Annotated in this window: 16 protein-coding genes and 2 pseudogenes; 12 read left to right on the top strand and 6 right to left on the bottom strand. The window is 69.2% G+C overall.

What is annotated here, in order from left to right; all coding sequences use genetic code 11:
- Positions 1–224 precede the first annotated feature (224 nt).
- Positions 225–973: pseudogene (locus ACFV7Q_RS23720) on the top strand (transposase family protein).
- A 251-nt stretch (positions 974–1224) separates the two neighbouring features.
- Here the strand turns inward: ACFV7Q_RS23720 and ACFV7Q_RS23715 are convergent.
- Complete coding sequence (locus tag ACFV7Q_RS23715; protein ID WP_385431279.1) at positions 1225–1482, bottom strand: hypothetical protein; 258 nt, start codon at positions 1480–1482, stop codon at positions 1225–1227.
- Between the two features lie 536 nt (positions 1483–2018).
- Here ACFV7Q_RS23715 and ACFV7Q_RS23710 point away from each other — a divergent pair.
- The 6 genes and pseudogenes from ACFV7Q_RS23710 to ACFV7Q_RS23685 form a co-directional block, all read left to right on the top strand.
- Positions 2019–3020: a site-specific integrase gene (locus ACFV7Q_RS23710; protein WP_385431278.1), complete on the top strand. Its 1002-nt coding sequence runs from the start codon at positions 2019–2021 to the stop codon at positions 3018–3020.
- Entirely contained in the window at positions 2918–3187 is a 270-nt protein-coding gene (locus tag ACFV7Q_RS23705; RefSeq protein WP_385431277.1) for a tyrosine-type recombinase/integrase, read from the top strand. The genes ACFV7Q_RS23710 and ACFV7Q_RS23705 overlap by 103 nt, the downstream gene beginning before the upstream one ends.
- Positions 3184–3471, top strand: a complete 288-nt coding sequence (locus ACFV7Q_RS23700; RefSeq protein WP_385431276.1) for a hypothetical protein — start codon at positions 3184–3186, stop codon at positions 3469–3471. Before ACFV7Q_RS23705 ends, ACFV7Q_RS23700 begins: the two co-directional genes overlap by 4 nt.
- Before the next feature lie 33 nt (positions 3472–3504).
- The gene (locus tag ACFV7Q_RS23695; RefSeq protein WP_385431275.1) at positions 3505–3759 is read left to right on the top strand and encodes a type II toxin-antitoxin system Phd/YefM family antitoxin; all 255 of its coding nucleotides are present in this window, start codon (positions 3505–3507) and stop codon (positions 3757–3759) included.
- Positions 3756–4007, top strand: coding sequence for a type II toxin-antitoxin system RelE/ParE family toxin (locus ACFV7Q_RS23690; protein WP_385431274.1), 252 nt, complete (start codon positions 3756–3758; stop codon positions 4005–4007). Before ACFV7Q_RS23695 ends, ACFV7Q_RS23690 begins: the two co-directional genes overlap by 4 nt.
- A gap of 300 nt (positions 4008–4307) precedes the next feature.
- Positions 4308–4683 (top strand): annotated as a pseudogene (locus ACFV7Q_RS23685) (transposase); the annotation flags it as partial.
- Between the two features lie 145 nt (positions 4684–4828).
- On the opposite strand, the gene ltrA reads toward ACFV7Q_RS23685, so the two are convergent.
- The 3 genes from ltrA to ACFV7Q_RS23670 form a co-directional block, all read right to left on the bottom strand.
- Positions 4829–6250: a group II intron reverse transcriptase/maturase gene (gene ltrA / locus ACFV7Q_RS23680; RefSeq protein ID WP_385431273.1), complete on the bottom strand. Its 1422-nt coding sequence runs from the start codon at positions 6248–6250 to the stop codon at positions 4829–4831.
- A gap of 362 nt (positions 6251–6612) precedes the next feature.
- Entirely contained in the window at positions 6613–7851 is a 1239-nt protein-coding gene (locus tag ACFV7Q_RS23675) for an IS4 family transposase (protein ID WP_385431272.1), read from the bottom strand.
- Positions 7852–7896: 45 nt separating this feature from the next.
- The gene (locus ACFV7Q_RS23670; protein WP_385431271.1) at positions 7897–8574 is read right to left on the bottom strand and encodes a TetR/AcrR family transcriptional regulator; all 678 of its coding nucleotides are present in this window, start codon (positions 8572–8574) and stop codon (positions 7897–7899) included.
- Between the two features lie 112 nt (positions 8575–8686).
- Here ACFV7Q_RS23670 and ACFV7Q_RS23665 point away from each other — a divergent pair, with 112 nt between their 5' ends.
- The 4 genes from ACFV7Q_RS23665 to ACFV7Q_RS23650 all read left to right on the top strand — a co-directional run bounded on the left by ACFV7Q_RS23665 (position 8687) and on the right by ACFV7Q_RS23650 (position 11845).
- A complete protein-coding gene (locus ACFV7Q_RS23665) occupies positions 8687–10084 on the top strand; it encodes a serine hydrolase domain-containing protein (protein ID WP_385431270.1) in 1398 nt (465 codons plus the stop codon).
- 272 nt (positions 10085–10356) lie between these two features.
- Positions 10357–10515, top strand: a complete 159-nt coding sequence (locus ACFV7Q_RS23660; protein ID WP_385431269.1) for a hypothetical protein — start codon at positions 10357–10359, stop codon at positions 10513–10515.
- Between the two features lie 434 nt (positions 10516–10949).
- Positions 10950–11165 (top strand): hypothetical protein, encoded by a 216-nt coding sequence (locus ACFV7Q_RS23655; RefSeq protein WP_385431268.1) that lies wholly within the window; start codon positions 10950–10952, stop codon positions 11163–11165.
- Positions 11162–11845: a hypothetical protein gene (locus ACFV7Q_RS23650; protein WP_385431267.1), complete on the top strand. Its 684-nt coding sequence runs from the start codon at positions 11162–11164 to the stop codon at positions 11843–11845. Before ACFV7Q_RS23655 ends, ACFV7Q_RS23650 begins: the two co-directional genes overlap by 4 nt.
- Before the next feature lie 531 nt (positions 11846–12376).
- Here ACFV7Q_RS23650 and ACFV7Q_RS23645 read toward each other — a convergent pair.
- Together ACFV7Q_RS23645 and ACFV7Q_RS23640 are read right to left on the bottom strand one after the other, a co-directional pair.
- Positions 12377–13039 (bottom strand): hypothetical protein, encoded by a 663-nt coding sequence (locus tag ACFV7Q_RS23645; RefSeq protein WP_385431266.1) that lies wholly within the window; start codon positions 13037–13039, stop codon positions 12377–12379.
- A 26-nt stretch (positions 13040–13065) separates the two neighbouring features.
- Positions 13066–13650 (bottom strand): helix-turn-helix domain-containing protein, encoded by a 585-nt coding sequence (locus ACFV7Q_RS23640; RefSeq protein WP_385431265.1) that lies wholly within the window; start codon positions 13648–13650, stop codon positions 13066–13068.
- 336 nt (positions 13651–13986) lie between these two features.
- Between ACFV7Q_RS23640 and ACFV7Q_RS23635 the strand changes: the two genes are divergently transcribed.
- Complete coding sequence (locus tag ACFV7Q_RS23635) at positions 13987–14124, top strand: hypothetical protein (protein ID WP_385431264.1); 138 nt, start codon at positions 13987–13989, stop codon at positions 14122–14124.
- Positions 14125–14141 lie beyond the last annotated feature (17 nt).

Here is a 14141-nt window from a genome sequence, read left to right as displayed (position 1 = left end):
GGCGGATCTTCCGCAGGTCCCGGTGCAGCCCCAACCGCATGACGTCAATCGCCAAGGCCATCCTCACGCTGGAGCGGCAACGCTGAAGAAGCTCAGTGAGCGTTTTCAGCGTGGCCACTGATCGGGTGACGGGGCCGGGGTGAGGGAGGGGTTCGCAACGCACAGGGCTCCCGTGCCGTTGAGGGAGGTGTTCGAAGTCTCAACCCATCGGCACAGGAGCCCTGTTGGTTCCCTATCCTGCCGCACTCGACCTCCCGCACGCCCTGGTCGAGTGGGTCACGATGCTCATCGTCACCCGCGAGGGTGACCGGCGGTGCAAGCTCCCGCCGCACCGGCGTGCGCTCGTCGCTCTGGTGTACTTACGCCGCCACGACACCCTCTCCCGCATCGCATCCGGTTTCGGGATATCCGTCGGCACCGCCCACGCGTATGTCACCGCCGTGACCGGCCTGCTCGCCGAACGGGCTCCCGGCCTGCTCAAGACGCTGCGCGAGCACGACCCGGAGTTCGTCCTGCTGGACGGGACCCTCGCCGAGTGCGACCGCGTCGGCGACAGCCGGGCGGACTACTCGGCCAAGCACCGCCGGCACGGCGTGAACGTCCAGGTCGTCACCGACCCCTCCGGTGAGGTGCTGTGGATCTCGCCCGCGCTGCCGGGCCGCACCCACGACCTGACCGCCGCCCGCACCCACCGCATCATCCGGATCTGCGAGCTCCAGGGCGTCCCAATACTCGCCGATCGCGCCTACACGGGCGCCGGAGCCTGGGTCGCCACCGGCCTCAAACGACCGCCCGGCGGGGAGCTCACTCCCACCCAGCGCACCGTCAACCGCGCCTCGCGCAAACCCGGGCCCCTGTCGAACGTGGCATGGCACGGCTGAAGTGCTGGCAGATCTTCCGCAGGTCCCGCGTCAGCCCCAACCGCATGACCGTCATCACCAAGGCCGTCCTCACCCTGGAGCGGCAGCGCTGAAAAGGCTCAGTGACGGCCACTGCTACCCCTGCCGCCGACGAGTAGGGCACCCATCCAAGGCGTCAGACGCCGACCCTGACTGGGTCCTTGCAGGACTCGGGCGTGGGACTGGCCAACTGCCGCAGATGGCGCGCCAGCCGGTCGGCGGATCCCGTCGCGGCCGGTACTGCCGACATCGGTGGTCTGAGCATCTCGCTCCGCGCTGATGGTCCGCACCCCGGAAGGAGGGTGCGAACCATCAGTGGTTGCTGCTAGCCGCGCGGCCACCCGCCCCGGCCCCGGCGGAGCCGTACAGCAACCCGCGCGGCCGCGGTCAAGGCTTGCGCCACCTCCGACCACTCCGGTGCCCACGCGGACACCGCGGCCCCCGCCATCTCAATGGCGAGCGTCGCGACCAGTTGGCGCCCGCCGGGCCGGCGGCGGCGCGGGGCCGGCTCCCCGGCGGGCCCGGCCGGCTCCCGCCCGGGGTCCTCGCCCGTCGACTCTCCGCCCATTTCTGTCGTGCTCATGCCAGGACTCTCCTTACGTGAAACCGCGGATCGCCCCTCCGGTTGGAGGAGCGATCCGCACTGTGGAGCAGCGGGGGGTTAGTCCCGCAAGTCCCGCAAAACCCCAGGTCGGGGCGGGGGTGGGGGGAATCTCGCGCATGCGCTACACCATCGGCCCCTTAGCCCCGCAACCCGCGCCGATGTGGCCTGCCGCACACCCGGCCAGGTGGGATGGTCCGCGCCGCACTCGCCCCCAAAATCGAACATCGGATCTAATAGGAATGACGTCTTCCACCCGGTCCAGGAGCAGCCATGACCACCCCCGACTCCCCCGCCAGACCGCAGCCCGTCACATGGGCGCCCAGCCAAACCGGCCCTTGCGCGCGCTGCCACACCCCGACCTGCCGGTACGGGGTGGGTGCCTCGCCTTTTTCTCTGGGGGTGCGCTGCCTGTGGTGTGACGTGGAGTGAGGTGGGTTCGTTGAGCTCCTGGGACTCGTTCTCGGGGGGTGTGGCTCTGCGGCGGGTTGTTGCACGACTCGATGCAGGAGTTGCTGATGCGGGCGTTTCCCGTGGTGATGCCGTCCGGGCAGAGGTACTGGACGGTCCTTGATGACGACCTGGAGGTCGTTCCCGTAACTGATCACTGGCTGCGGAACCTTCGGTTCGGGCGGGACCGGGCCGAGCTGACGACGAAGGTATACGCCGATGGGGCCGCCCTGTACTTGAGGTGGTGCAGGGCGACGGGCCGGCAATGGGCGGAGGCAGGGCGGGATCTGGGCCTGTTCATGGTCTGGCTGAAGTACACGCCGGCGCCTCGGGACGGTGGGGCGGTGGTGGTGCAGCCCGGTCCGGGGTCGGAGCCTGTTCGGGGCGAGCGGCGGATCAACCGCGTCCTGGTCGCGGTACGGGGGCTGCTGTCGTACGCGGTCACCGCTGGCGAGGCCCCGCGCGGGGTGCTCGGCCAGATCTACGAGCTGGCCGACAGCCGTGATCTTCCGGTGGAGGCCACGGGCGAGGATGGTGGACTGTTCTTGCGGCTGCGGCCGGTTCACCGTCTGCGGGAGCCCGAAGCGGACGTGGACCGGGCGGCGGACGCCGAGTTGGTGGCGATGTTCACCGCGTGCCGCAGCGCGCGGGACCGCCTGGTCGTGCTGCTGCTCGGCCGGGTGGGACTGCGCCGCGGGCAGGCCGCCGAACTGCGGCGCGGCGACGTGCACCTGCTGCCGGACTCTCGGGGGCTGGGCTGTGAGCACCCAGGGGCGCACGTGCATGTGCGGCGGCGGGAGAACTCCAACGGAGCCTGGTCGAAGTCGCGGCAGGCGTGGGTGGCGCCGCTGGACTTCCTGACGGTGTCCGCGTTCGACCTGTACTACGAGGAACGGCATCGGCTGCAGGGCCAAGGCGGCGTCGACTTCCTGCTGGTGAACCTGTTCCGCGCGCCGATGTGGCGCCGATGTCGCCGGAGGCGATCGGGGAGCTGTTCGAGCGGCTCGGGGAGCGGGCGGGGCTGGGGCGGCGGGTGGGTCCGCACATGGCCCGGCGGGCGTTCTGCTTGAACGTCGTGGACGCGGGCGGTACGCCGGACGAGGTGCAGGCCCTGATGGGCCACCGCAGCCCGGAGTCCTCCGGGCCTTACCGCTTTCCCGATCCGGGGCGGGTGCGGGCGGCTGTCGAGCGGGTCCCGACTCCGCGTGCCAGCGTCCGGCAGGGGGAGAGGCGGTGAGGGCCCAGCCAGTGTCCGTGCGGCCGGCGGTCGAGGCGCCGGCGGAGGATGCACGCTTCGAGGAGATCGCCGGTCCCCTCGTTGCGGCCGCCGCCCGGGCCTCGAGGCTCGCCCTCCTGGACCTGCTGGCCTGCTCTGCGGTGTTCTCCGTTGAGGACGAGCGTGCCGACCAGATCCCCGAACAGTTCGCTTGCGCTCGCCAGGACCTCGCCGCCGCCCTCACCGAACTCGACGAGCTCCCCGCCACCCTCGCCGCGCTGTTCCCCGACGGCTTCGCACACTGACGTCGCAAGGCGCGGGAAGTGTACAGTTCTGTCATGAGTGAGACTCTTCCGATCACCGAAGCGCGGGCGAAGTTCGGCTCGCTGGTCCGCCGTGCGTCCCACGCCCGGGAGCGCATCACCATCACCGACCACGGCCAGCCCGCGGCCGTGCTCATCAACCCCCAGGAGCTCGCCGACCTCGAGGACGCGCTCGCCCTGGCCCAGTACCGGGAGCGGCAGTCCGCCGGCGCCGCCGCGGCCGTCCCGCACGGTGACGTCCGCGCCCGGCTCGGTCTGGAGCGCGGGTGACCTTCACGATCGTCTGGGACGAGCCCGCGATCGACGCGGCCGCCCGCTTCCTCAAGGACGACCCCGAGGGCCTGCGGCAGCTAATGGACGCCGTCGACCTCCTGGCCGACCAGCCCCGGCCCGAGGGCACCACACCGTACGGCTCCCCGGACCTGCGCCGGATGCACGTCGGCCGCTACCGGGTCCTGTACAAAATCACCGAGGCCACCGTCACCATCGTGGTCATCCACGTCGGCCGCCTCGGCTGACACACCCCGACAGCACGCCCGCAGGGCCGGACCGACCACAGTCTGGCCCTTCGGGGTGCCGGTAAGAACACTGTCACCGATCCTGCTGGCCAATTCCTTGCGGTCGATTGTGATGCTTGTTGGCCGTGTAGCGGTCGTGCCGAGTCCGGTGGCCGTCGAGCCCATCCCCGAGGGATATCCGCGGGTCACGCCGTACCTCTGCATCGACGGAGCCGCGGCCGCGATCGATTTCTACGTCTCCGTACTCGGAACTGTCGAGCGTATGCGGATGGAGGCGCCCGGAGGCAGGATCGGCCACGCCGCTCGCGCGGCGGCTTCACCACCAAAGTCCATCTGAGCGCGTATGGACGCTGCCGCCCGCTGTCCCTGGTCACCACGCCGGGGCAGCGGGCGGACTGTACCCAGTTCGCACCAGTGCTGGAGAAGATCCGCGTCCCACGGTGCGGGCCGGGCAGGCCGCGCAAGACCGCAGAGCGTCGCGGCCGACAAGGCGTACAGCAACAGGCCCTGCCGCCAGGACCTGCGACATCGAGGCATCCGGCACGCCATTCCGGAGAAGTCAGACAGCCAGGCCACACGTCTACGCACAGGCTCACGCGGCGGACGGCCCCCCGGCTTCGACGAAGAGCGGTACAAGAAGCGCAATACCGTCGAGCGAGCGATTAATCGACTCAAGCACTCAGGAGCAGTCGGTGACGTCGACTCGGGGCGCCCTGCCGGTGTCTCCACCAGTGGATTTCCCCGAGCCGCCTCCCGAACCCGGCGTGCCCGTCTCCGGGCACCGGGCTCTCCACAAGTCCCGTTTCGGGGTGTTCAGTTCCTCATGCCGTAGTGGGCCACGGGGTCGGGATGAGTTTTCCCCGGTATCGGTATCTGGTCGTGCTTACCTTTGCCGGGTTGAACAGTTCCCTTTCCTCCATGGCAGGCCACCAGCCGCCGCCGTAATAACGTCGGCGGAGCTGCTTCCAAGTGATCCCAGGATGCTTTCTCCGGATCCATCGCGTCACCCTCATCCACGTGTAGTGGCCGAGGTAACAGAAAGCGACGTTCGACACTCCGGGACGGAAGTACGCGCACCATCCCCGCAACACCGAGTTGAGCCGGTGGAGCAGGGAGTCCAGCGACAAGCCGACGTTCTGCCGTCCGGTCAGCTCCTTCACCTTGCCCGTCGCGGAACGCACTGAATTCCGTGCCGGATAGGTGTAGATGTACTGCCGGTCGGTGCCCAGTTTCCGGTGGCGCTGGATGCGCCATCCGAGAAAATCAAGGCCCTCGTCAATGTTTGTCTTCTCCACCGACAGGCGAAGGCCCATCGGCTTCAACGCTTCCGCGGTCTCGTCGCGTAGTTCCTCGGCATGCTCACGACGCCCGAAGATAAGTACGAGGAAGTCATCCGCATACCGGACCAGCCGATAGTTGGGCAATCCCCGGCGCCGTCTCCTGCGCCGATCCTCGGAGGTGCTATCTGGTCCTCCGAGGGCCTGGGCGATGTGCTCGTCCAGGACCGAGAGCGCGATGTTGGCCAGCAGCGGTGACAGGATCCCGCCCTGCGGGGTCCCGGTGCGTGTGTCCGTGAAGGCTCCGTCCCGGGACAGGATCCCGGACTCCAAGAACGCCTTCACCAAGGACAGCACCCGCTTGTCCCCGATTCGATTCCGCACCCGAGCCATGAGAGCCGGGTGCGAGATTTCGTCGAAGCACGCCGTGATGTCGCCCTCCACCACCCACTCGTATCCGTGGCTGGCGAGATAGCGAGTCTCGGCGATCGCATCGTGGGCTCGGCGGTTCGGGCGGAACCCATAGGAACACGGGAGGAAATCCGCTTCGAACACCGGCTCCAGCACCAGTTTCAAGGAAGCCTGGACCACCCGGTCCGCCACAGTCGGAATCCCAAGACGGCGAAGCTTGCCATTCACCTTGGGAATCATCCGCTCACGGACAGGAACCGGATGGAAGCTGCGGTCTCTGATCTGGGTCCGCAGCTTGTCGAGGAATGCCTCGACCCCCTGCCCGGCTTCGATAGAGCGGGCGGTCTTTCCATCCACTCCTGCCGTGCGGGCACCCTTGTTTCCCCGGACACGATCCCACGCCACCAACAGGAAGGCGGGATCGGCCACGAGGTTGAACAGGTCGTCGAACATGCGATGAGAATCATCCGCAGCCCAACGGTGCAGCTTGGTCTGGATCTCCAGGACCCGGCGTTCGGCCTTCATCAAGGCCCATTCCAGCTCGTCGGTATTCACCGGCGAAACCTCCTGGCATTCCAGCATCCTTACTGCCGACTTGCTGGCCCCCTTCCCCATGTGACCGGCTTTCCCGGCCTCGGAGTACTACGGAGCCTCCGTCCTGCCCGACAGCCATCAGCCGGCGATGGGCCTGCCCTCCACCGGACTGGAGATCCGGCCTAGTTCCAATACCGGTGATTTAGGTTGTTTTCCGGTGGGCCGGCTAAGTCTTGGTTGGCTCGACCAGGGTGACGTGAGGTGTGTCCGGCCGGGGCGGGTTGCGGTGTTCGGCCCGCTTGAGCTTCCAGTTGGCCATCTTTCGTTTGATCACGCGGGGGTTGGTTCGGGCCCGTCGGCGTGGCAGGAGGCGCTGACGGATCTCACGCAGGGCGTCGGCGAGAGCGCGGGCGAGCCGGGAGGGGGGAAAACGCCGCCTGGCCGGTGACGTGGCGGCGGACGATACGCAGGGTGCGGGTGAAGGAGAGCCGGTCCGGGTCGCAGCCTTCGTCACGGGCCGCCTCGTGCATCAGATCCCGCAGCGCGTGGTGGACCAGCAGGATGCCGAAGATTTCCTGTTCGACGCCGGCGGGATGCTGGGAACGCAGGACCAGGCCGGGGCCGCCCTGGTGGGTTTTGATCTCGTCCAGGGCCGTCTCGATCTCCCACCGCTGGGCGTAAAGCGCGGCCAGCTCGGTGGCCGGGGCGGCCCCGGCGTCGGCGAGGGTGGTGATCAAGCGGTAGACCGTCGCGTCCGGCCCGTTGGCGAGGGTGTACTCGATGACGCGGACCCGGATCGGGCTGGCGCGTCGGCACCGGTCGGTGGAGGCGACGATCTCCGAGAGGTAGGAGCCGTCGTCGAACGAGGCCAGCACGGGCAGAACCACGTGCTTGCGGACCCGCCACAGCAGGTCGGCGCCGGTGGCGACGGCGTCCCGCCACAGCTCGAACCCGGTGATTCCCCGGTCGGCCAGCAACAGCATGCCCGGCCGCAGAGAGGGCAGGAGACGTGGGACGAGGGACTGCTCGGAGGTGGCCAACGGGCTGGTGGCCGCGGCGAAGACGGCGTGGGTGCCGCACTCGGCAAGCACCGCGAGCCTGGCCTGCGGATAGGCGCCGCGGCCCTGTCCGCGACCCGATCCCGGGCGTCCGAAGAATCCGGCGTTGGCCTCGGTGTCGGGCAGGTCGAAGGTAGTACCGTCGACCGCGACCAGCCGCAGCCCTCGATACCAGGCACCGACCGTCTCCTCGGTCGCCACCGGCCGGCAGACCCGGGCGAACAGCTCCCGCAACGGCTCCGGGCCCAGCCTCAGCCGGGCCCGCCCGATCGCCGCCGTGCTCGGCACCCGCCACGAACCCTCCCAGCGGCGGGCCCGCTCAAGGCCCTGCGTCAGCAGCCGGGCGACCTCCTCATAGCCCTGCCCAGAGAACAGACACATGGCCAGCACGAAGTAGACCACCACCCGGGCGGGCAGCAGCCGACGGCGCTGCTCGACTCGCCCGCACTGCTCGATGACCTCATCGACCAGCTCGGGCGGGAACACCCGCGTGAGTAAACCGAGCGCGATCCGGTCCGACAACCGCTCACCCGAAGACGACTTCACCTGCCCAGGCCTTGGCACACCACACCCAACGACCCACACCACACAAAGTCACCGGTATTGGGCCTAGTTCGTTTCGGCCAGCTGCGCCTCGAAGCCGTCGAGGATCGTCTCCAGGCCGAACTCGAAGGTGCGGTCGGGGGCCGCGAGGTATTCGGTGGCGGCCGTACTCCCCAGACGTTCGCGCAGACGGGGGAAGTTCATGGCCACCTCGGTGGCCGCCGCCATGGTGTCGGCCAGTTCCTTCTCCGGGTCGCCGCTCTTGCCCAGCCGGCGGGTCAGCGAGACCTGCGCGGCGGCGCCCAGCGCGCTGCCGAGGACGTAAACGAAGACGGTGGCCGCTGCCCGGTCGGCGTCCGCGGAGGCGAAGCCGGCCTTCTCGTACAGGGCGAGGCTGTGGTCGTCGTGCCGGGACTTGCCGGGGCCGTACAGCAGGTGGCTGCCGAAGGCCTGGCCGAGCCACGGGTGCCGGGTGAGCATCGCATGCATGCTCCCGGCCGTGGCGGCGGCGGCCGGCCGCCAGCCCGTCGCGTCGAGGTCGGGCAGCTCGACCTCGCTCCAGACCGCGTCACCAGCGAGCCGTACCAGCTCGTCCTTGGTCTTGATGTGCCAGTAGACGGCGGTGGCGGCGGTTCCGAGCCGCGCGCCGAGGCTGCACATGTTGAGGCCGTCGAGGCCCTCGTCGTCGAGCAGCTCGATCGCCGCGCGGACGATCTGGTCGGGGGTGAGAGTGTTTCGCGCCATTCCCGGACTCTACTTGAACTTAGTGCAGCGAGGGCCTACAGTGCTCTTGCACTTAGTTCAAGGAGCCCGTGTTCGAACCGGGCCCGAACCGAAGTCCCAGGGGGAACCCGTCATGCAGCAGCAGGACCAGCAGGACCGCGCGAACGAGTTCGCCGAGTTCGCCACGATCGTGGCGGCCCTCGCCGAGGAGCACGGCGTGCCCGGCGCCTCCGTCGGCGTCCTGGCCGGCGGCCGGACGGCCTTCGTGAACCACGGGGTCACGAGCCTCGCCCACCCGCGCCCGGTCGACGAGCACACCGTCTTCCACCTGGCGTCGATCTCGAAGACCTTCACCGCGACCGCCCTCCTCCGCCTGGTCGAACAGGGCCGGGTCGAACTCGACGCGCCGGTCCGGCGCTACGTGCCCGAGCTCGTCCTCGCCGACGAGGAGGCCGCCGCCCGGATCACCGTCCTCAACCTGCTCAACCACACCGCGGGCCTCGACTGGAACCTCATCGACGCCGAGGGCGAGGACGGCTCCCTGGCCGCGTTCGTCGCCAAGCTGGACCGCCTCCCGCTGATCGCCGAGCCCGGCGCCCGCGCCTCGTACAGCCAGGCCGGCTACAACCTGGCCGGGCGGATCGTCGAGAACGTCACCGGCCGGACCTTCGAGCAGGCCGTGGCCGCCCTCGTCCTCGAGCCGCTCGGCCTGACGGACACCGTCTTCGACGTCGACGACGTTATGGTCCGGGCGTTCGCCACGGGCCACGTCCACGGCGAGGACGGCGAACTGAAGGCTGCCCGCCCCTGGAAGGCCTTCCGCGCCGGCACCCGCGGCGACAACCCCGGCGGCGGCATCGCCTCCACTACGACCGACCTCCTCGCCTGGGCCCGCTTCCACCTGGGCGACGGCGACGGCCTGCTGCGCGCCGACACCCTGCACGGCATGCGCGAGGAGACGGCGCCGCTGCGCGGCAGCACGATGGGCGACGGCTTCGGCATCTGCTGGTTCCGCCGCGCCGTCGACGGCGTCCGCACCATCGGCCACGGCGGATCCGGCAACGGACAGTACGCCGAACTGCACCTCGCGCCCGAGCACGACTTCGCCGTCGTGACCCTCGCCAACAGCGAGGAGGGCTACCTCTTCAACCAGGCCGTCGTCCGCGCCGCCTTCGCGCACTTCCTCGGCCTGGTCGAGAAGGACCCCGAGCCCGTGCCGTACGACGAGACCCGCGCCCGCGAGGTCGCCGGGCGCTACGAGATCGACGCCATGAACCTAGACATCGCCACCGACGGGCAGCGGCTCACCCTCGCCGTGGAGATCAAGCCGGCGATCCGCCAGGCCTCGGACGCGGACATGCCGCCGGACATCGCCCCCGCCGCCATGGGCTTCCTGCCCGGCGACACCGACGAGTACGTCCTCACCGAGGGCACCCTCGCGGGCCAGCGCGGCTTCTTCACCCGCGACGCCGACGGCCGTGTCACGGGCGTCGACCTGGGAGGCCGTCTCTTCAGCCGGACGGCCGGCTGACTAAGACTTGTCTGGTCGCTCATGTGACTCCTTCGTGTCCGGGTCGTTGATGTGGACATGAGGCGGGGTGATCTGAGTGATGCCGAGTGGGAACGGCTACAGCCGTTCCTGCCGGTCAGTAACAGGCGTTGTGGCAAGGTGGCGGGATCACCGGCAGGTGATGGACGGATTCTGCAGGTGCGGACCGGCGAGGGGCCGACCAAGGCGCAGCAGGCATTCCAGCGCGGCCTGACGGCGTGCAGTGGATGGAGCGGGAGGGTGCGAACCGGCCGGTGCCCCGCGCACACGGCGAGGAGATCACAGTCGAGGGCGAGGCAGAGCCAGTGATCGTCAAGCTCGGCGTGTGGGTGTCCGACACCAAGAGCCGGCGCGACAAGCTCACCGCCGGCCAGCTCGCCTCGCTCGCGAAGCTGGGCGTGGACTGGGCGTGACAGCGCGTGCGACTAGGCCCCGGGACATGCGTCTCGGGGTCTCGCGCTGTCAGCACTCGTTCCGGGCCTGAAGCCGACCCGTCGTAGTCCTGGCGTGCTGAAGGGGTGTACCCCGGCGTAGGCATCTATGTCGCCTGGGACTACAACGTGCGGGGTTTGCCCCATGTGCGCGCCGTCTTCTCCCAAGCACGGAGTCACGAAGCGAAGTTCTCAAGAGTCCGCGTCCAGACCATCATGGATTCTGATCTGAAAAGGCAACAGTTCTAAGCGCCGAATACCGATCTGCCTGCGGCTTTAGGCGTACAGATGTTTCCTACCGGGGTCATCAGTGTTCACATGGTTTCCGATAAGCCAAGCTGGGCGAGTGGCCAGCCCAGCGGGCGCACCCGAAACCAACACCCGCCCCATGCGCACCGGGGCGCATAGTTGGCGGCGTGAACACCGAACTGACCGTGCTCCAGCGGGACAAGGCTGTGAGCCAGGACGACACGATACGGATGCTGCTGGGCGAGTCCAAGCGCTACAGCCGTGCCGTACCGATCCGGCGCGCCTTCATCCAGGACGCCGACCCCGGCCCCGCCTGGTCACGCGGCCCGGCCCGTTCCCCAAGCTGCTGCGCAGTCCCGGGCGGCTGGACCTCCTGCTGTTGATCCACTGTGTCGCCGCGCGCGCCGACTGGGGCGTCACCCGTCGCTCCGAGACCTGGGGGCGAGCCGCGGGGATTTCGTTCGCCACCGACGGCACGGCGAGCGCCGCGGTCTCCCGGCACCTGGCCAAGCTGAAGGAACTGAAGCTGATCAGCACAGCGTCGGACGGCCGGATGACCCGTATCACCAAGCTGCTCGAGGACGGCTCCGGGAACCCGTACACGCGGCCGTCAGGCAACGCGGAGGGCTCCCGCAAGGACATCTACTTCAAGGTGCCCTTCGCGTACTGGGAGCAGGGCTACTACAGGTCCCTGGACATCCCGGCGAAGGCGATGCTGTTCATCCTCATGAGTCAGCGCAGCCGGTCCTTCGTCCTGCACAAGGCCAGGGAGTACGCGCTCTGGGACGGGGTCTCCCCGTCGACGGTCGGGCGCGGCATCGAGGAGCTGAAGGCGAAGGGGCTGCTGTACGAGTTCCTGTCCGAGCAGTATCTCGACGGGTCCTCCGTCTTCGGCCAGAGCAGGCGTGTGCGCTGGGCACTCGCTGCACCGTTCGACCTGAACGTCAACAAGCAGGAGCTCGAGGCAGCGGAGGCCGCGTGGACCCCCGAGGGCATCGCCCTCACCGCGCTGAGGCTCGGCTCCCGTATCCCCGTGCTCTCGGGGGCTGCAGCCCCGCGATGAACACCGCCGGGACGCCACTGCGTCCCCGGCCCTACGACTCCCGGCCCGACAGGGTTGGGCGCGGCGCAGGCCGCCGCCCCGGAAAAGGGCGACGGCCCCCTGTTCCAGCAGGGAGCCGCCCATGTGAAGAAGCCAACAGCCCACTCCATTGGGGAGGAACCATCAGTACCGACATCGAGCCTACGGGCACCGTCCAGCCGGCGTCGACCCGGCACCACCAGCACAAGACCCGGATACGGCACTCCTGGCTCCGCACCCGGGCCCGGCTGCACCAGTTCCTAGACGCCGGCCTCCGCCGTCGCCTGCGCTCCCTCGCCCGCTCGGCGGGCCACGGCATCGTCCGTGGCGCGGCTGGCACCCTAGGCGCGAGCGTCATGGGATGGCTCCTCTGGTGGATCCAGCAGCCCTGACTCAGCGGAGTAGGTGGTGAGTCGGCCGCTAGAGCTAGGCCGGAGACGACACGGCACGAGGCCCCGGACTGCCGCGCCCGGGGCCTCGTGCTGTCACTGCTCCAGCACCGTGATCAGCTGCCTACTCCGTCTGGCCCTGTGCAGGGTCGCTCAGTGCCTTCTGGAAGTGCTGCTCAACGCCGAGGGCGCGCAGCAGCGGCCTGGTCAGCCGGAGGGTGATCGCGCCTGGGGTGGCGGTCAGTTCGGCCCACGTGATGGTGGTGGACTCGGTGTAGGTGTCTTCGTCGTAGCGGGCGGTTGAGCCGAATCCGAAGTCGGAGCCGCCGCTGACGTGGGCCCGGCGTCCCTTGAGGCGGGTGGCCCCCATGGCGACGGCCCAGTTGCCGAAGTAGCCGCCCTCCTTCGCGGCCGCTTCGATCAGTGCGAGCAGGCGGCGGGTTTTGACCACTGCGGCCGCCGCGATGATCTGCTGCTCGCCCTCTTTGGTCGCGTCCGACAGCCGGCTGCTGTAGAGGCGCAGTCCGCCGTCTTCACGGACGTGGAGCTCGATGGCATTCTCGTCCCCCCAGCCGCCGCTGGGTGTGTATTCGCGGCCGGGGCCGATGTTTGGCGATGCCTTGGCTACGCCTCGAGTGCGCCGGTGGCCGTTGCTCGCGTCCCCGGAGAGCGCGGGGGCTACCTGGTGCGGGTGGAGGGCTTCGTTGACCGTCCGGGTGTGGGCCTGGGCGATGAGCTCGTTCAGGCGCTGGTCCCACTGCGGGTCGCTGGTGAACTTCAGCAACATGTCGCGGGGGGCGGCCAGGGGCTGGGCTACGAGGAACAGGTGGGATTGCTCTCCAACCCCGCGAGTGGGTCCGCTTCGATCTGCTGCTGCAGAAGGTCCAGGGCGTCCTGGTCGTCGGAGCGGCGCCGTTCATGAAGACGTACGACGTCGGCGTCGGAGAGGACGTGCTTCGTCTTGTCGCCGCGGCCGTGGTAGCGGCCGTCGACCATGTGGGGCCCGGCCGGGCTGGCGGGGATGTGGACGACGAGGTAGCCCTGTTCCTCGTCGGATGCGGAGGGGATGTCGGTCGTGACGACGGCGAGCGGCGGGTCGGGCAAGCTACGCGCGACCTGTTCGACCCTTTCACCCAGTCCCTTGAGCGGTTGCGGGGTGAGGAAGAAGGTGCGGTTCTCTTTGTCCTCGCCGATTCCGATGATCAGAGTTCCTCCGTCGACGGCGAAGGAGGCTATGTCCCGGGCGAGCTCCTTGTTGTCGCCCTTCGTCGCGTGTAGGGCCTGCTTCAGGTCCAGGCGGTGGCTCTCTTCCAGGAGGCCGCCGTCGATGGCGGACTGCAGGTCCGCCTCCGTTCGCGGTGACCAACCGGGGACTTCGGGCGACAGGTAGATCGGCATCACAGCAGGCCCTCCCACATCGGATCCGCGGGCGCACCAGGGCGCCGCCCGCACAGAGTGAGCCTAGAGATACGAGACGGGTCAAGGCCCATGGATTTTCCGGAGGGCAGTCCCCCGCTCAGCGTGCCGCTGCGGCCGTGCCTCCACCGAACCGAGGCACGTCCTCAACACTCGCGTCCAAGCGCAGGCGCACGTACCGCAGCGGATGCCGGTACACGCCCCCACGGTCGATCGCGACGTCGGCACTGATCTCCGCAACGAGGTCGGGCCGAACAAGGACCGCGTCGAGGACTTCGCGGCTCCCCACGCCGAGGAGAACTTCACCCCGGTCCACGGATGCTCCGGGCCAGCGGCGGCGAGGTGCTCGGCAACCTGCTGGGCCGCATCCGGGCGCAGCGGTACGGTGCGGCCGATGGTGCGGAGGCGGCCGTGGTGGTCGTGGCGGCCAAGGACGAGGAGCTGGGGCCGGGCTAGGGTGCCGGTGATCGCGC

The organism is Streptomyces sp. NPDC059851 (genome assembly GCF_042732005.1).
GTDB lineage: Bacteria > Actinomycetota > Actinomycetes > Streptomycetales > Streptomycetaceae > Streptomyces.
Note: the sequence above shows the minus strand (reverse complement) of the source record. Positions and strands in the feature narration are given on the sequence as shown.